General features: G+C 41.5%; 18 protein-coding genes and 1 pseudogene. 3 read left to right on the forward strand and 16 right to left on the reverse strand.

What is annotated here, in order from left to right; all coding sequences use genetic code 11:
- Positions 1 to 202: 202 nt before the first annotated feature.
- The 7 genes from sdaAA to rpmG all read right to left on the reverse strand — a co-directional run bounded on the left by sdaAA (position 203) and on the right by rpmG (position 4,022).
- Positions 203 to 1,075: an L-serine ammonia-lyase, iron-sulfur-dependent, subunit alpha gene (gene sdaAA / locus ACWODM_RS03090; protein ID WP_455319903.1), complete on the reverse strand. Its 873-nt coding sequence runs from the start codon at positions 1,073 to 1,075 to the stop codon at positions 203 to 205.
- Positions 1,076 to 1,087: 12 nt separating this feature from the next.
- Positions 1,088 to 1,753: an L-serine ammonia-lyase, iron-sulfur-dependent subunit beta gene (sdaAB, locus tag ACWODM_RS03095; RefSeq protein ID WP_455319904.1), complete on the reverse strand. Its 666-nt coding sequence runs from the start codon at positions 1,751 to 1,753 to the stop codon at positions 1,088 to 1,090.
- A 16-nt stretch (positions 1,754 to 1,769) separates the two neighbouring features.
- On the reverse strand, positions 1,770 to 1,955 hold the full coding sequence (locus tag ACWODM_RS03100; RefSeq protein WP_455319905.1) for a hypothetical protein: 186 nt from the start codon (positions 1,953 to 1,955) through the stop codon (positions 1,770 to 1,772).
- A 161-nt stretch (positions 1,956 to 2,116) separates the two neighbouring features.
- On the reverse strand, positions 2,117 to 2,950 hold the full coding sequence (locus tag ACWODM_RS03105) for a hypothetical protein (RefSeq protein WP_455319906.1): 834 nt from the start codon (positions 2,948 to 2,950) through the stop codon (positions 2,117 to 2,119).
- A gap of 76 nt (positions 2,951 to 3,026) precedes the next feature.
- Positions 3,027 to 3,572: a transcription termination/antitermination protein NusG gene (gene nusG / locus ACWODM_RS03110; RefSeq protein ID WP_455319907.1), complete on the reverse strand. Its 546-nt coding sequence runs from the start codon at positions 3,570 to 3,572 to the stop codon at positions 3,027 to 3,029.
- Positions 3,573 to 3,687: 115 nt separating this feature from the next.
- Positions 3,688 to 3,858 carry a preprotein translocase subunit SecE gene (gene secE, locus ACWODM_RS03115; protein WP_455319908.1) on the reverse strand — a complete coding sequence of 57 codons (171 nt, stop codon included), beginning with the start codon at positions 3,856 to 3,858 and terminating at the stop codon, positions 3,688 to 3,690.
- An 11-nt stretch (positions 3,859 to 3,869) separates the two neighbouring features.
- A complete protein-coding gene (gene rpmG / locus ACWODM_RS03120; RefSeq protein ID WP_455319909.1) occupies positions 3,870 to 4,022 on the reverse strand; it encodes a 50S ribosomal protein L33 in 153 nt (50 codons plus the stop codon).
- 313 nt (positions 4,023 to 4,335) lie between these two features.
- Here rpmG and cbpA point away from each other — a divergent pair, with 313 nt between their 5' ends.
- Complete coding sequence (cbpA, locus tag ACWODM_RS03125) at positions 4,336 to 4,971, forward strand: cyclic di-AMP binding protein CbpA (protein ID WP_455319910.1); 636 nt, start codon at positions 4,336 to 4,338, stop codon at positions 4,969 to 4,971.
- A 58-nt stretch (positions 4,972 to 5,029) separates the two neighbouring features.
- On the opposite strand, the pseudogene ACWODM_RS03130 reads toward cbpA, so the two are convergent.
- Positions 5,030 to 5,281, reverse strand: a pseudogene (locus ACWODM_RS03130) (lipoate protein ligase C-terminal domain-containing protein); the annotation flags it as partial.
- Between the two features lie 142 nt (positions 5,282 to 5,423).
- On the reverse strand, positions 5,424 to 6,344 hold the full coding sequence (locus ACWODM_RS03135) for a ketopantoate reductase family protein (RefSeq protein ID WP_455319911.1): 921 nt from the start codon (positions 6,342 to 6,344) through the stop codon (positions 5,424 to 5,426).
- Between the two features lie 362 nt (positions 6,345 to 6,706).
- On the opposite strand from ACWODM_RS03135, the gene ACWODM_RS03140 reads away from it, so the two are divergent.
- Entirely contained in the window at positions 6,707 to 7,198 is a 492-nt protein-coding gene (locus tag ACWODM_RS03140; RefSeq protein WP_455319912.1) for a QueT transporter family protein, read from the forward strand.
- A 144-nt stretch (positions 7,199 to 7,342) separates the two neighbouring features.
- On the opposite strand, the gene ACWODM_RS03145 is transcribed toward ACWODM_RS03140, so the two are convergent.
- Positions 7,343 to 7,603, reverse strand: a complete 261-nt coding sequence (locus ACWODM_RS03145; RefSeq protein WP_455319913.1) for a hypothetical protein — start codon at positions 7,601 to 7,603, stop codon at positions 7,343 to 7,345.
- Positions 7,604 to 8,179: 576 nt separating this feature from the next.
- Between ACWODM_RS03145 and ACWODM_RS03150 the strand changes: the two genes are divergently transcribed.
- Positions 8,180 to 9,145, forward strand: coding sequence for a diacylglycerol/lipid kinase family protein (locus tag ACWODM_RS03150; protein ID WP_455319914.1), 966 nt, complete (start codon positions 8,180 to 8,182; stop codon positions 9,143 to 9,145).
- Between the two features lie 40 nt (positions 9,146 to 9,185).
- Here the strand turns inward: ACWODM_RS03150 and recD2 are convergent, their stop codons facing one another.
- The 6 genes from recD2 to ACWODM_RS03180 all read right to left on the reverse strand — a co-directional run bounded on the left by recD2 (position 9,186) and on the right by ACWODM_RS03180 (position 15,995).
- Positions 9,186 to 11,675 carry an SF1B family DNA helicase RecD2 gene (gene recD2, locus ACWODM_RS03155; RefSeq protein WP_455319915.1) on the reverse strand — a complete coding sequence of 830 codons (2,490 nt, stop codon included), beginning with the start codon at positions 11,673 to 11,675 and terminating at the stop codon, positions 9,186 to 9,188.
- A 33-nt stretch (positions 11,676 to 11,708) separates the two neighbouring features.
- Positions 11,709 to 12,338 (reverse strand): histidine phosphatase family protein, encoded by a 630-nt coding sequence (locus tag ACWODM_RS03160; RefSeq protein WP_455319916.1) that lies wholly within the window; start codon positions 12,336 to 12,338, stop codon positions 11,709 to 11,711.
- A 15-nt stretch (positions 12,339 to 12,353) separates the two neighbouring features.
- Positions 12,354 to 12,857 (reverse strand): tRNA (uridine(34)/cytosine(34)/5-carboxymethylaminomethyluridine(34)-2'-O)-methyltransferase TrmL, encoded by a 504-nt coding sequence (gene trmL, locus ACWODM_RS03165; protein WP_455319917.1) that lies wholly within the window; start codon positions 12,855 to 12,857, stop codon positions 12,354 to 12,356.
- Positions 12,858 to 13,042: 185 nt separating this feature from the next.
- On the reverse strand, positions 13,043 to 13,588 hold the full coding sequence (locus ACWODM_RS03170) for an LPXTG cell wall anchor domain-containing protein (protein WP_455319918.1): 546 nt from the start codon (positions 13,586 to 13,588) through the stop codon (positions 13,043 to 13,045).
- Positions 13,589 to 13,683: 95 nt separating this feature from the next.
- Entirely contained in the window at positions 13,684 to 14,340 is a 657-nt protein-coding gene (locus ACWODM_RS03175) for a dihydrofolate reductase family protein (protein WP_455319965.1), read from the reverse strand.
- Between the two features lie 815 nt (positions 14,341 to 15,155).
- Positions 15,156 to 15,995 carry a methyltransferase domain-containing protein gene (locus ACWODM_RS03180; protein ID WP_455319919.1) on the reverse strand — a complete coding sequence of 280 codons (840 nt, stop codon included), beginning with the start codon at positions 15,993 to 15,995 and terminating at the stop codon, positions 15,156 to 15,158.
- Positions 15,996 to 16,062: the final 67 nt, after the last annotated feature.

Below are 16,062 nucleotides of genomic sequence, written 5' to 3' on the forward strand. Positions count from 1 at the left end.
CTTGAAAAACTTCTACAAAAAAAAGAAACTACGGCATACCTACGCTAACAAAAAAATATTCGAACAGTAGAAGTCTGATCCTCGTCGCAAGTCCATCTAGCCTTAGCGACACTCATTCTAGCTTGTTCGAATATTTTTTCTGGTTTTTACTTATAGCAAAGCTTCAAATCTGTCATCATTAGTTTATTCAACTCGTAACGCTTTATTTCTGCTTCTCTAATATCTCTTGCGTCAGACGTTTAGCTGTCCGGGTGACCGCTAAACCACCTTCTGCTGTCTCACGAAATGTCGCCGGCATTTGTCGTCCGACCTGATACATCGCTTCAACCACTTCATCCGGTGGGATTACACTTTCAATACCTGCCAATGCCATATCCGCGGAAATAAAGGCTTGCGAGGAACCCAAGGCATTGCGTTTAACACAAGGAACTTCGACTAGTCCCGCTACAGGATCACAAATCAACCCCATCATATTTTTCAGCGTGATCGCGACAGCTTGGGCAGACTGATGGGCACTGCCACCTTTTACAGCGACTAGTGCGGCAGAAGCCATTGCGCTCGCAGAACCTACTTCTGCCTGACAGCCTCCTTCTGCACCGGAGATCGAGGCATTGTTTGCCATCACTAAACCAAAGGCACCTGCTGTGAACAGAAAGTCCAACTGTTCTTGACGAGACATGGCCAGTCGTTCCCGACAAGCCATCAGTACTCCTGGCACCACTCCTGCGCTTCCGGCTGTCGGAGTCGCACAGATCAAGCCCATTTTGGCATTGACCTCATTGACAGCAATCGCATTTCTAACCGCCATCAAAATCGTTTCGCCACTTAAAAAATCACCCGCTGCGATGTAATCATTCATTTTTGGTGAATCTCCACCTGTCAAACCTGTCACGGAGGTCACGCCTTCCACACCTTCCGCAACTGAATTCTCCATCACCTTCAAATTGCGTTCCATCAATTCAATGATTTGCTCTCTGGTGCGACCTGTTAATTCAATCTCTGTAGCGATCATCAATTCTGCGACAGAGGGATAGCTCTGACTTTGTTCAACTAATTCTTCTATTGAATAGAACATGATAAAACTCCTTTAACCAAAATAGGATGCACTGTGGATCTGTTTTAATGAACGGATCGCTTCCAGTATCTCTTCATTTCTTTCATCGACTTCAATGATCATGATCGCTTTTTCCCCTTTGGATTCACGTGTCACAGTCATCATGCCAATGTTTACCTCCGCCTCTGAAAGCAGTTGGCTCACCTTGGCGATCATTCCTGGTACATCTTGATGAACAATGATGAAGGTTGGCACACCTAAAGAAAGGGACAGCTTAAAGCCATTCAATTCAGAAATTTGAATATTGCCGCCGCCGATCGATTTGCCAGTGACCGTCAACTTTCGCTCGCCTTTTGTGATTTTCAGCTGGATCATGTTCGGATGCTCAGCCTTCTCCTGTTTAGGTACAAACAGAACCTCCATGCCTTTTCCATGTGCGATCTTCAATGAATCAGCCAGTTGCGGATCATCTGGTTCCATCCCCAACAGTCCGCCAACCAACGCAATATCAGTCCCGTGACCTCGATAAGTCTTGGCAAAAGATTCATATAAATAAATATCTACCGTATCCGGTTGTTCGCCAAAAATCTTACGTACCACCTTTCCAATACGTGCAGCTCCAGCAGTATGCGAACTGCTGGGACCCACCATGACTGGCCCGATGATATCAAAGACACTGCGATACTTTAAGTGTTCCATTTTTGTCACCCTCTACTTATTTTGGTACAACATCAGCAGGGATCGCTGATTGATAGATTTGATTCCCTAACGTTTGTTTATGTTCAGCTTTCGCCTTTTCGATTAGTTCAGGATTTGTCAATAAATCATAAGCCGTGGTAGCGATCACTTTTCCTTCTGATAGCAGACCTTTGTGGGCAATCGCTGATTTTCCATTAGCCACCTATTGCCATGAATGTGGGGGGTTCCCTGTGGTTCACAGCCAATCATGACTTGAGCTGTTGGACAGACCCAGCTGACATCCCCAACATCTGTAGAACCGCTTGTTTTGTCTGAAAAAGCTAGTGGCATGGTTTGTTCTGAAATCGGCAAGCTAGCTAAACGCTACGCTTCTGCCTCATCGATTCCTGGAGCAAAAGCTTTTGCCCGTTGCGTCAAACTCAATTTTACTGGAGCCGACAAGGTATCATAGTAACATTGTGCATAGCTTTGATCTTCCTCCGTCAATCCTAGCAAACCAAAAGCCTGCAAGTTTTCATACATCGCTGTCGTCACTGACTGATTGGGAATATAATTGTAACAAGCAGAGTCAAAGGTCATTTCCAACTCTGTTTCTGTCATTAGAGCAGCTCCCTGAGCAACCTTGTTGACCCGATCATAGATTTCTTTGGCCTGTTCGATTTTTGGTGCCCGTATAAAATAATACAAACGAGCAGACGGCTGGACGACATTGGCGGATTCACCACTAGCATCCATAAAGGCTTTGCCGTAACCACTTTCTTCTGCCGGACAACCAAACAATTGGATCGTGCCTTCTAAATCGCTTTGAGCTAAATAATCTTTGATCCCAACAGCTCCTGCTAAAGCTCCGGTTCCCAAGAGGTTGTGGCCACAACCTTGACCGTTTTCACCTTCTAGCAATGCTTTTTGTTCACCCAGATCCGCTACTTGACTCAAATTAGCCAAGGCATCGTACTCTGCCAAGATACCGATCACAGGCTTACCACTGCCATAAGTCGCTACAAAGGCATGCTCCATATTGGCAACACCCTTCTCGATCGAAAAGCCCTCTTCCTCCAAAATACGATAAAAAGGCTTGACCGATTCTTTTACTGCAAAACGAGTCTCTGGTGTTGCCCAGATCTCATCTGCCGCATCCGTAAATTTTTTTGCTTTTGCTTCGATCAACTCAACAATTGTTTCTTTTGCTTTTGTCATACCACTGACACTCTTTTTTTTGATTTTGAAAACAGAAAAAGCAGAGTTCACCATTCACTCTGCCCTTTTTCTATAATTAATCGATTTTATCCACTTGTTCAAAGTCTAGCTCTGTACTTGTCTCACGACCAAACATGTTGATGTTTACTTTTAGTTTTTCTTTTTCTCCATCAACTTCAGTTACATGACCTTCCAAACCAGAGAAAGCCCCTTCGATGATTTTGACTGTTTCGCCGACTTCTACTTCCAATTCTACTGTACGAGTACTCATTCCTAGAGAACGCAAGATCGAATTGATCTCTTCTTGCAATAATGGTGCAGGTTTGCTTCCGGCACCGTGAGAGCCTACAAAGCCTGTAACACCCGGTGTATTACGAACAACATACCAAGACTCATCTGTCATGATCATCTCTACCAAAACATAACCAGGGAAAGTTTTATGAACAACTTCTTTTTCTTTACCATTTTTCACTTCTGTCTCAGTTTCTTCTGGAACAACAACACGGTGAATAAAGTCACCCATCCCCATACTTTGTGCACGAGATTCAATATTTGCTTTTACTCTGTTTTCATAACCTGAATACGTATGCAGTACATACCAGCTTTTTTCAAAAGACTCCATTTATTTCGGCTCCCTATCTGTTTGTAAAATAAAAAAACCCCAGCAGTCCCGAAGTTTTTTTCTCACTGATTATTATAGCATCCTTTAAAGGATTCCGCTAGTCTGATATTTTCGCTTATCTTAAAATCCAGTTGAACAAGGATTGGATCCCTGTGTCCATGATATAAAACAATACGGCAAAAATCAGAGACGTTTGAATCACGATGACCACGTCACGACGTAATTTTTTGCCTGTTGGCCATGTTACTTTTTTCATTTCATCTCTTACACTGGCTAAAAATTTCATGGGACACCTCCTTATTTTGTTTCTCTATGTAGTGTATATTGATTGCAGTATTTACAAAATTTATTGATTTCTAAACGTTCGCCTTTTTTTCCTTCGCTGATCGATTTTGAGTAGTTACGAGAACCACAAACCGAACACGCCAAAGCTGCTTTTTTTACGGCCATTTTTTTGCCTCCTGATTGGAACAGATCCCTGTTGATTTCATACTAAATAAAACTACCATGTTTTTCAATCACTGTCAATTCCTTCAACTACTAAGTGATGATTTTTGAGAGAACCAACCACTCCTCGTGGTACGCTAGTCAATACATGATTCATTTAGTCCTCCTACATACCTTTCTCCGAATAAGCAATCGAAAGATGCGCATTTTGATATAAACAAAATTTCCTCTAATGGTTTGCCTATCTAAGAGAAACAATTTGCCTTTTTTATGTTATGATAAGAGAAACAAAAATAACATAAACGGAGGAATATACATGTTATTAAAAACAATGGTCTATAAAAAAAATAGTTTGACGACGGTCAAAGAAACCAACACTCTAGAAGAAGCCTTGGCGATCCTTGAAGAATCAGGTTTCCGCTGTGTACCGATCCTCGATGAATCAGAAAAGATTTTCCGTGGCAATATTTATAAAATGCATATCTACCGTCACAAAGCCAATGGTGGCGATATGACTTTACCTGTCACTCATTTGTTAAAAAATGCAACGAAATTTATCCATGTGAATGATTCGTTCTTCCATGTTTTCTTTACGATCAAAGAGCTTCCTTACATCGCTGTATTGAACGCTGACAATCATTTTTACGGTATCTTGACCCACAGCTCGCTGCTGAATATGCTAGCACAATCTTGGAGTATTGAGGAAGGCAGTTACGTGTTAACGATCGCTTCAACTGGTAACCAAGGAGATCTGTCGGTCATGACAAAGATCATCTCCAAATACAGTAGTATTGCCAGCTGTATCACGCTGGATGTCGGTAAAGATGAATTCATTCGCCGGACACTGATTACCTTGCCGGCCAAAACAACACCGGAACTACGAGACAAGATCATCGCACAACTGGAAAATAAACAATTCAAAGTAGTGGAAGTCGAAGATCTGAACGCATGATCAAAGACAAAACTGCCCCACGTTAGCTTATCCTAACATGGTGGCAGTTTTTTTGTGCTTAATTCAAAAGTAAGTCAGTGAGCTCAGCTGCTGATACTGCGCCAAAATAAACCGGAACATCCAAGCTTTCAAATACCTGTAGCAACTCTTCTCGAACCAACTTCACACCGATCAGTGCTTCTTCGACTTCACTGATTTCCTTTCTACCGAAGAAGTCTCCATAGATCTTACATTCTGAGATACGGCCTTTGGTCACTTGCAAGCTACATTCAATCGTCCCCGCCTTGAAATGAGCATTACGGCTGGATTCGAACTTAGGATTGGTCCCCTAGTTCTATTCCCAGAGGGTGGCTAAGTTCATTATAAAATGCGCCCAAGAAAAATTTCTTTATATATTACAGAAAACTGATGTTATAAAATAGCAAGTATAAATGAAGATTCATTAAACCCTCCTATACTTCTTCGTATTTCGACTCGATTTCCTTGATTTTTTGATAGAAGGCGTAATTGACAGGTACTTCGATCTCGTGTTTTTCCGCTAAACGCAGGACTGTCCCAGAGAACAATGTCACTTCCGAATAGCGCTTGGCATCGGCATCTTGTTTCATTGATGGAAAGCTTTCTGCACTCAGTGTTGCCAGGACGTCTAACCAGTAAGTGATCTCTGTTTCATCCAAAGCAATCCCCTCTGCCTGTGCCAACTGCAGCACTTCTTTCATCGCCTTGATCATCGCCTCGCGGGCAGATCCTGCTTTCTGCAGACCACCATAGTTTGTGTCAAAGACCATCGCCGCCTGATTGACACCACAATTCAGCATAAACTTACTCCAAATTTTGACCAACATATTCTCAGGGGTTTCATAAGCGATCTCTACCTTGTCAAAAAAGCGAGTCAGGGTCTTAACACGTTCCGTCGGCGGTTGCTTTTCTTCTCCAAAACTCAGCAAGCCCATATTTTCATAATCGATCCTGTTTTGACTGCGTCGGGCATCCATCCCTTGCGCTACACAACAAATGACTTTTTCTTTACCAAAAGCCTCTGCCAGCATTTGCTCGCTTAAGATGCCATTCAATAAAGACAGTACCATCGTTTTTTTACCAACATGTTTTTTTGCCGATTTGACTGCTGCTTTTAAACCACTATGCTTTACCGCAATGATTACTAAATCAGCTGGAATCACCTCTTGCTCAGGTGTAAAATACGCAAAGTGGCAGACTTCGCCATTGACGTAAAGACCTTCTTCATACCGCTTGATCCTCTCTTTATCCGCAACTATCCGAAGCTGATCTGAAGATAAGTGTTTTTGCATTTGTGCAGCAAACATCGCACCCAAAGCGCCCATTCCGATCACTGAAACTGTTTGTATCTCCATTTGACATCCTCGCTTTTTCGATTCTAATTTGAACGACTGACGCTTCATTCATGATTTTAGTATACCTGAAAAGTTCGTAGAAATCATAAAGAAGAGAATTGCTTATCACGCTACTCAGATTTCAATGCGAAGGAAACTTACTCCAAACGAATTCACAGTATACCTGAAGCCGTAGGATGTAAAAGTAATGTTACCTATATAAAACAGTTACTACTTTTGAAATGGCACAAAGAGATTTTTCATTGACTTTCATGAAAAATCCCTCTACAATAATAGCTGTTGTCAAAGAGCCTCCAGCTTTTTGACTCGCGGTTCATCAACCATCCCGCGTCATCAAAACTCGGAGAAAGAAGGAAAAGTAAATGGAAAAAAGAAACAATTCAGTACAAACACTGACAATCAATGCAATCATTATGGGTCTCTATGTCGTTTTAAGTCTGATCGGCCCTAGTTCAGGAGCGATCCAGTTTCGTGTATCAGAAAGCTTGAATCACCTAGTTGTCTTCAACCGCAAGTTGATCTGGGGTGTTTTCGGTGGAGTCATCATCTTCAATCTGTTTTTTGGATACGGTATTCTGGATGTCGTATTCGGTGGGGCACAAACCTTGTTGGCACTGGCTGCAACAGCATTTTTGCACAAGTATGTCCAAGACCGTAAACTATTGATGGTTTTAAACATCCTGTTCTTTACAGTAAGTATGTTTATGATCGCCATTATGCTGAACATTACATTAGACTTACCTTTCTGGCCGACCTATGGCACCACTGCACTGAGCGAATTGATCATTATGAGTATCTCTGCACCAGTGATGTACTATATCGACAACAAATTAGACTTTGCCAATAAGGCTTAGAAAACAAAAAATGGGACAATGACATAAGGAAAAACAGTAAAAACTATCCGATGTTCGGATAGTCTGCTGTTAAATGCCTGCCGTCATTGTCCTATTTTTTTGCATTAAAAAAAGCCTACCTAAGGCTCTTTTTCTCTATTGAATTTAGCTGGCCTTCAAATAAACGGACTTCTTTCCAGCTTCCCTAGTTAGTGGAACGATATTTTCTCTGGACTTCTTATTTTGTTTCTTTTTCCCTAAAAGAAGCATCAGCATCAACGAGCTATAGCCTACGATTAATACCAATTGAATCATAAAGAAAACTTTTCTAATCAAATATGGGACAGGTAATGAAAAAACACTTTGTAACACAAACTGTAACAAAAATAAACCTGCTGAAACCGCAACAATATGATAATACTTCATATAAGTAAACACCCCTCAATGAGAGAATTATAGCAGATATCTGAGAATAAAGTAAGCAACTCAGCTTCATTTTTCCAATAAAAATTAGCCTTTCACTATCAGCTTCACTTGTTCAAAATCAACAATTGATCTCCTCAATTTAGTCTCCAGATAGTAAAAAACAAAGTGCATGATCGTAAGGAAGCCAACTCTATCAAAAAATCATCCAGAGTTTATAAACAAAAAAGAAAACGCTTGCAAAAAATATAGAAATATGGTATAAAATAAGTGTAAGGGGTCATAGGAATTCCCAGTAAAGCAGTCGAAATAGGAACTGCAGAAAAGAATTGTTGTGAATCTTAAGAAAACCGTAAAGGAAGTGGGAATTTGAGAAACTCCTTACTAACTGAATAGGAATCCGATGAGAAAAACACAACTGGAGTGGACATAGGAACCTTCAATGTGTGTATCACGACAAAATCTATGAAACAACGATAGATCTTTCAACCCTCACTCATCGGATTCTATTTTTTTGCGCTTCTTTCATTCCATGTTATAATTTGAAACAGTAAAAAATCATGGGAGAATACAAAACTTATGAAATTTCATTATCATCTTCTCATCAATCAAGCCTCTGGAGGCGGAAATGGGAAGAAGACCAGCACAAAGCTCATTGAATTATTGGAGAAACGTAGCTATTCGTTTACCTCATATTTCACTGAATATCCAAATCATGAGCTGGAAATCGTTGAAAACCTTGCAACCGATATTCTTTTTCCTTGGCAGGAAGAATTTACAGATACACTGGACTGCTACCCTTTACTGATTGTTATCGGCGGCGATGGCACACTGCATCAAGTCGTCAATCAATTGAAGCAAATGGATCAAAAACTGCCAATTGCTTATATTCCGGCAGGTTCCGGTAACGACTTTGCTAGAGGAGTGGGCTTGTCAAGAGAGGTGGAAAAAGCTTTCAGGCAAATTATCAAAACACAAGAGCCTCGCAGCATCAATGTCTTAGCTTATGAAGAAAAAATCCAGGAAACTACGGGAATCAGTGTCAACAATGTAGGGATCGGTTTGGATGCAGCGATCGTTGAACACACGAATCAGTCAGTCACGAAGAAAAATTTAAATAAATACAATCTTGGTTCACTGACGTATATTTCGTCTGTTTTCCATGTGTTATTTAAACAAAAAGGCTTTCCGATCCTTGTAGAGTGTAACGGTCAAACCTACAGCTATAAAAAAGCTTTTTTATGTACGACAACCAACCATCCTTACTTCGGTGGTGGTGTGGCAATTGCTCCAATGGCGGATGCCGCCAAGCCTGTCTTGGATCTTGTTTTGGTCGAACGTCTTTCTATGTTCAAAATCGCTTGGCTGATCTTTTTGTTGATGCGTAAAAAACATGCAACTTCTAGATACTATCACCATCACTCTGCTTCAAAGTTACGAATCATCTCTACGACACCACAATATATGCAAGCAGATGGTGAAGCTCTTGGAGAAGGATCCTATGATATTTCTTACTCTATCCAATCCCAACTATTTTGGTTCTAATCAAAAAAGCGAGTCGACTCACATCGGCTCGCTTTTTTCTTTAAAAATCATAGGGTGAAGCATCATCCATACCGATCATCGGATCAATTTTTCCACTTAAAACAAGTTCTTCCGTCAAATAATCAGGCAGGATCTCTGTCTCTTCTTCAAACAGGGAGGCTTGTTCTTCTTCCCTCGGCTTTTCTTCTACATGCTCTTTTTTGGGTAACGCTGGTTTTGCCTTCACTTCAAATGGCGAATCGTCCTCTTCCTCAAAGGCATAGATCCGCTCACGCATTCCTGCTGAAACGGTATCGATCCCTAAAATCCGTTCTTTCAAAGTCGTAAAACGCAGATTCGATTCTTGTTGGACACATTGCTGGTAAGAAGGAACTTCCCCTAATAAGATCAAAATCTCTTTACTTCTGGTCACTGCTGTATACAGCAGATTCCGCTGCAACATGCGTTGATACTGATGAACCATCGGCAAAAGCACCATCTTGAACTCGCTCCCCTGCGCTTTGTGGATTGAACAACAGTAGGACAAAGTGATTTTGTTCCATTCACTGCGTTTATAAGTCACTTCAGTGGCATCAAATTGGATCGTTAGCTCATCCACTTTGTCTTCTGAATCTTTGGCATAAGTAATCCCGACAATCTGTCCCATATCACCATTGAACACATTATCTTCCGGTGAATTGACCAGCTGCAGAACTTTGTCGCCAATCCGATAGACCGTCTCGTTGAACTGGACTTCTTTCTTTCTACCGTCTGCGTTACTGTTGAAAATTTCCTGCATCATTTTATTTAGAGCATTGATTCCAGCAGCTCCCCGATACATCGGTGCCAACACCTGAATATCTTGTGGCGTGAAGCCTTTATCTTTGGCTCGTTGGACGATCTGAGCGATCAAGGGTTCGATCTGATAGGCATCACAGCCAAAGAACGAACGGTCCTTTTGATTTTGCGTAAAATCCTGAGGCAATCGACCATTTTTGATTTCATGAGCCAAGGGAATAATGCTGGAACCATCTCCTTGACGGTAAATTTCCGTGAGTTCCTGTTTAGGGATCTCCTCGATTTCCAACAAATCATGTAATACCTGTCCGGGTCCCACAGAAGGTAGCTGATCCTTATCTCCGACAAAGATCACTTGCATATTGGTAGCAATCGACTTGAAGAGCGTATTTGCTAGCCAAGTGTCTACCATAGACATTTCATCAACGATCAACAGACCGCCTTCTAATTCCTTCGGCGGCATGGCAGAAACTTTTTCTCGTCCATTCAAACCTAACAAACGGTGGATCGTCCCACTTGGCAATCCCGTTGTCTCGTTCATTCTTTTAGCCGCTCGTCCCGTCGGTGCAGCCAAAAGAATCGGAAAGGTCTCATCTGTATACTTGCTGGGATCTAAATCTACCTCATTTAACTCGGCAAATAGCTGGACGATCCCGTTGATCACGGTGGTTTTCCCCGTGCCCGGACCGCCTGTGAGAATGAAGAAGGGCGATCGGATCGCTTGCTTGATCGCTACTTCCTGAGAATCACCATATGTAATCCCAAAGCGTTTTTCGATCTTGCGCAAGTTTTTTTCGATCGCTTTTTCCGGATAATCGATTTCTTTTTTTCGTTCAAGTAGTCGTTGAATAGACGAAGCAATGCCCCATTCTGAGAAGAACAAGCTGTTTTCGTACAGATTCGTTCCTTCTTGCTGAATCTTGCCTTCTTCTACCAGCTGGATCACCACATCTGCCACTCGCTCCGGCGCAATCTCCACCGGTCGGCTAGTCTCCAGCAATTGGATCGTCTGACTAAGTAGATGCTTTGCAGGGACATAGGTATTCCCTGTTTGGATCGCTTGCTGAAAAATCTGATGCAACAGCGCTGCACGCATTCTCTTGGAGGAAGTTGCTTCGATCCCTAACTGTTCAGCAAGTTGATCGGCTTTTTTGAAGCCGATTCCTTCAATGTCTTCTACTAGCTGATACGGATTTTCTTCAATGACTTCCAGTGCTTCATTTTTATAGGTTTGGTAAATGGCAAAAGACAACTGACTCCCAAAACCATAACGGTTCAAACCAACGATCACTTGATCCATCCCATAATTCAAACGAATCGTTTCCAGCATCATGCGCTGTTTTTTATCCGTCAAACCCGGAATCTGTGCCAGCAGCTCTGGTTCTTCAAGCATACGATCGATCGCCTGATCTCCCAATAGATCAACGATTTTTTCGGCAGTCTTCTTACCGATCCCAGGAAACTTTTCGCTGGAGAGATAGTTGATGATCCCATTCTCAGAAGTTGGCTGTTCCTGCTGATAGGTATCCGACTTTAACTGTTCACCATATTTGGAATGTTCTACCATTTCGCCAAAGAAACGATAACTCTCCTCTTCCTGAATCTCACCAAAGCTACCGGTCACAACGATTTCTTTTTCACGATAATTCGCATTTGTTTCCTCGATTTTGATCAACAGAACCTTGAAAAAATTACCAGGATTTTGATAAAAAATAGCGGCAACTCTGCCGACAACATATGTTTTTTCAGGCATTTTCGTCCCCGCTCCCTTCTAAAATCAAAAAAATTACTGATCCTGCTCTAAAAAATGAACATCGTTCCACAAGAGTAACTGATGTGGCTGTTGTTCTTTGGCTTCCAAAATAGTCAAACTATTGTTCAATAAGCCACCTTCCGAACGCAATTCAGCCAAAGGTTTACCGATCAAATGACGAATCGCAGCAGTCAATGATGCACCATGACCGACAAATAAAATCGGACCTTCGTGCGCCGCGATCGCTGTATCGATCGCTTGAGTCATCCGAGTAAGCATCGCCTGTGTCTCTTCCCCACGAAAAGCAGAAGGATCATAACGATCCAAATGATAGCGTAAATTGATCAAATCTTCCCCGTATTTTTCATACATATCGTCGATTTTCTGTCCTTCTAGTTCACCGTAACCCATTTCCCGCAAGTTTTCGTCATAAATAATCTCCGCAAACTGAGCCAGCTCTTGTTGAATGCCTTTGGCTGTGTCACTTGCTCGTTTTGAGGGACTAGCGTAGATTGCCTCAAAAGGAACATCCTTCAAACACTGCCCTAATAAATGAATTTCTTCGTGGCTGGCAGGTAAAAGCGGAGAGTCTCCGTTCATTCCTTGAAAACGGCGTTCCTGATTCCATTCTGTTTTGCCGTGTCGGGTAAAATATAGTTTCATTGGTCCTCCTCTTGGCTAGTCAATTTTGTCGTTCTCGTAATGGTGGGTCAATTCCAAATTCGGAAATCCTTGCTGACGCAAGGCTTCATAAACGATCATTGCTGCAGTATTCGATAGATTCAATGAACGAACATGCTCATCATTCATGGGGATTCGCAAACATTTTTCCGAATGGGTACGCATGAATTCTTCCGGTAGCCCTGTTGTTTCCTTCCCAAAAATAAAGTAATGATCCTTACCATCAGCAAAGTTTTCATCACTGTAGACTTTATTGGCGAATTTCGAGATCAAATGCAGTGGATTCTCTCCCACATGTGCCATAAAAGCCTCTAGGTCTTTATGATATGTAATGGCTACATCGTGCCAGTAATCAAGCCCCGCACGTTTCAAATGCTTGTCATCTGTTGAAAATCCTAAGGGTTCAATCAAATGCAAAGGCGTGTTGGTTGCAGCACAAGTACGTGCAATATTTCCAGTATTCGCTGGAATCTGTGGTTCAAATAATACGATATGGTTCACTTTAACGGACCTCTTTCTTTACAAACACTCTAATTTCATACTTAACAATCATATCGCAAATGTGCTTTTTTTTCCATATTCTTCTTTTGAATAGATAAAAATAAAACGATCAGGCAACAAGATTACTTGCCTGATCGAAAGTGTTTCTTTGACTTATTTAGCTCCATCAACTCTGAAATTCAGAATCAGTGTGCTCTACTGCGTTTCCAGAAAATCAAGCCGCTTACAAGAACGATCACTAAACCAATCAATGGTAGGAAGATCGAAATCACTTCCCCTGTTTGTGGCAGTACTTTTTCTTTTTCAGCAGATGTTTTTTCTTCTTCCGCTTGTTCTTGTTTCTCTTTGGCAATCAATGAAGCCAAGGCTTCATCCAATTGCTTGATCGCATCAGCGATTTCTTGGTCAGTAGCACCTTCTCGAGCTAAGACAGCTTCTGCTTGACGTAATTTTTCTTGCAGTTTATTCCAGCTTTCTGCTTGATAGTCTGCTTCTTTACGTTTTTTCGCTTCTGCTACCAACTGATCCAAGGTATCTCTGCTTGGTCGAGCAACAAGGAAATTCATCGCACGGTTCAAATCAGCCAAAGCTTTGTCGACATCTTCCTGTGTAGCATTCAGATTGGCTAAAGTTCCTTCAGCATATTGCAAGGCTGTTAAAAATTCTGCCCATGATTCTGCTGTATAAGTAGCTTCAACCAATTTTCTAGCTGCTTCTAGTTTTGTTTCCAAAACAGATTTATCTAGTTTGGTTTCTTCTGATTCCCCAGGTTGTTCTCCTGGTTGTTCAGATTCTCCAGAATCCTCTGATTCAGGCTCTTCTTCTACTAAAGCATAGTAAGAGAATTGATCTGTCTCAAAAACATAATAAGCGCCTTCGACCCAGCCTTTAAGAGCGGTGCGTGCCCCAGTATACTGACTTCATCTACAAGTCCTTGTTGGATCAACGACCAATTCAAGACACCTCCACCACCAAGCATCAAGGTCTCAATCCCAAATTCCTGCTTTAGTTTCGTAAATAATAGGCGGAAATCGATTTGATCTTGACCAACGATCAAGTAGGAAATATTTTTCTCACGTAAGAAGTGTTTGTAGGCATTACTCGCTTTTTCAGTCAATACTTCAACAATGTGAGCCGGAGTCTGACGGTAAGTGATACTATTGGATTCCCAGCCTAATTTTCCAGATGAATCGATGGAAATATAATAGGTCGAGACTGGTTGATCCGCAATAAAATCTCCTTCAGGAACAACGGGCGCGCCCAAATCTAATTCAGGCTGTTCGCCTTTGGTGAAGCCCGCTTCCGATGTTGCTCTTCCAGATAGCCAGCCATCAGGATGATAATACGCCTTTTCACCAAATGCCAATTCATAATAATCTAAGGCATTGGCACTTCTTTCTTGAAATTCTTTGTGACGGCCATCGATTTTTCCATCGATCGAAGTAATCATGTGACAAAAAATAAATGATTTATCGATAACAATCTCTCCTTAATATAAATAAATTTGTCGTTCAAAAGCCTACATATTTGAAAAGTTACTACTCGTCTATGTAATAAGCGCTACATATGTATAATGTATAGATCATATTTTCAATAACCGTCGTTCTTTTAAACGTTTTCATCTTTTGAAAAAACAAAAAAAACGTAGCAACTCGGTGTCCAGCACTGCGAGTCGTTACGTTAGTGAAGCTCTTCTCACTAACTTTTATCAGAACAGGATGCTGATAAAAACCAATGAAAAATGACTTGAAATTAATATATCACTCCTGTGTGAGGATTGCAAGCGTTTGAACTAGAAAAATTCAAAAAATCTTCAATATTTGAGCGGAATTACTGCCGATTTTTAGCTAGAACCACTACACCACACAACGAAGTCTGCTTCGGTCGACCGTGAGACCAACTTGAGCCTGAAGTCTCAAGTTTGCCAAGCTTCAAACTGGGACTAATCTCTAAAGCGGATCAGTCCCAGTAATTCACATTGGCTCTTGGACACGGTGACACCGCAGCCTTGTTGTTTTGTTTCGCTAGCTATAAAAATGATTGTCTTTTAAAAGAGAATCATGCTTGAAAAAGGTTCTTTAGCGTAACGGAGAGAATGACTTGCGTTGTCGCCGTGTCTAGAATTCAATGTGAATTAGTCTCAGTTGCCAATTTATTGGTTACTGAGACTTTGAAGCTTGAAAGTCGTGAGACTACTGGCTCACGACGGTTCCACGGCTGACTTGAAGCAAGTCATTCTTGCAGTGGCGCAGTTATAACAATACACTATTTGTAGATTCCACTCTTAACAATAGCTAATCATTTTTTACCGATCAATACATCCAGGTCGATCGTGATCTGTTCGATCGGCGCTTTTTGTAAGGCTGCTTTTCTCTCAGGGTCAACGCCCCATTCCAAAGGAGACATCTCCAATAAAGACAGACGCTGCGCTTTTGGAACATCAAACACATAAGTAACTTGAGACCTTTCCACTTTCGGATACATCTGCTTGAATTTCTCAACGACCTGCACGTTGGAGTATTGCTGTTTTTCAGGCTCATCTGGATAAAAAGCTGCCCGTAGCTCTTTCAAATAATGACTTCTAGGGACTACTTTGATCACTTTGCCACCAGGTTTTAAAATCCGGTCAAATTCCTGATAATTCGAGGGTGAAAAAATATTCAAAATCGTTGAGAAGGACTGGTCAGCAAAGGGCAATTTCGTCAAATCCGCCACACACCAAAAAAGTGGCTGAGGTTGATTCGTTGCCAGATAGACTCCCTCTTTCGAAATATCAAAGCCTACACTCGGTTGAAGGGACGTTTTCTCTGCCAGAGCATTCAAAAAGCTACCTTCTCCACAACCGACATCGAGCACCTGCTCATTGTCACAAAAAATGGCTAGTTGCTCAATCAAGGGTTGATACATCCCACTTTTGATCATTGCTCCGCGATGAGCGAACATCTGATTGTCATATTCTGTTTTGATTTGACGGTCCAAAAAGTAAAGCGTGCCTTTTTTTGATAAATCAAAGCGGTGCTTGTTGGGACAAATCAGAGCTTTTTCTTTGTTCGTCACTGTTTCATGACACAAAGGACACTGAAACAAAGCCGTATTTTCTTTTAAAAACAACGCACTGCGATCAATTTTTTTTAACATAGTCATTCCTCATCTTTCCTTCATTACTTTAGCATATTCTTATGCTAAAATGCTACATATACAAAAG

Source organism: Enterococcus olivae (genome assembly GCF_053760925.1).

Bases quoted from the DNA above. Each gene is read 5' to 3' on its own strand.
- ACWODM_RS03140 (WP_455319912.1), top strand. From the start codon at position 6,707: ATGGAAAAAAGAAACAATTCAGTACAAACACTGACAATCAATGCAATC.
- ACWODM_RS03135 (WP_455319911.1), bottom strand. From the start codon at position 6,344: ATGGAGATACAAACAGTTTCAGTGATCGGAATGGGCGCTTTGGGTGCG.
- ACWODM_RS03145 (WP_455319913.1), bottom strand. From the start codon at position 7,603: ATGAAGTATTATCATATTGTTGCGGTTTCAGCAGGTTTATTTTTGTTA.
- ACWODM_RS03160 (WP_455319916.1), bottom strand. From the start codon at position 12,338: ATGAAACTATATTTTACCCGACACGGCAAAACAGAATGGAATCAGGAA.
- rpmG (WP_455319909.1), bottom strand. From the start codon at position 4,022: ATGGCCGTAAAAAAAGCAGCTTTGGCGTGTTCGGTTTGTGGTTCTCGT.
- secE (WP_455319908.1), bottom strand. From the start codon at position 3,858: ATGAAATTTTTAGCCAGTGTAAGAGATGAAATGAAAAAAGTAACATGG.
- cbpA (WP_455319910.1), top strand. From the start codon at position 4,336: ATGTTATTAAAAACAATGGTCTATAAAAAAAATAGTTTGACGACGGTC.
- recD2 (WP_455319915.1), bottom strand. From the start codon at position 11,675: ATGCCTGAAAAAACATATGTTGTCGGCAGAGTTGCCGCTATTTTTTAT.
- nusG (WP_455319907.1), bottom strand. From the start codon at position 3,572: ATGGAGTCTTTTGAAAAAAGCTGGTATGTACTGCATACGTATTCAGGT.
- sdaAA (WP_455319903.1), bottom strand. From the start codon at position 1,075: ATGTTCTATTCAATAGAAGAATTAGTTGAACAAAGTCAGAGCTATCCC.
- sdaAB (WP_455319904.1), bottom strand. From the start codon at position 1,753: ATGGAACACTTAAAGTATCGCAGTGTCTTTGATATCATCGGGCCAGTC.
- ACWODM_RS03180 (WP_455319919.1), bottom strand. From the start codon at position 15,995: ATGTTAAAAAAAATTGATCGCAGTGCGTTGTTTTTAAAAGAAAATACG.
- ACWODM_RS03150 (WP_455319914.1), top strand. From the start codon at position 8,180: ATGAAATTTCATTATCATCTTCTCATCAATCAAGCCTCTGGAGGCGGA.
- ACWODM_RS03105 (WP_455319906.1), bottom strand. From the start codon at position 2,950: ATGACAAAAGCAAAAGAAACAATTGTTGAGTTGATCGAAGCAAAAGCA.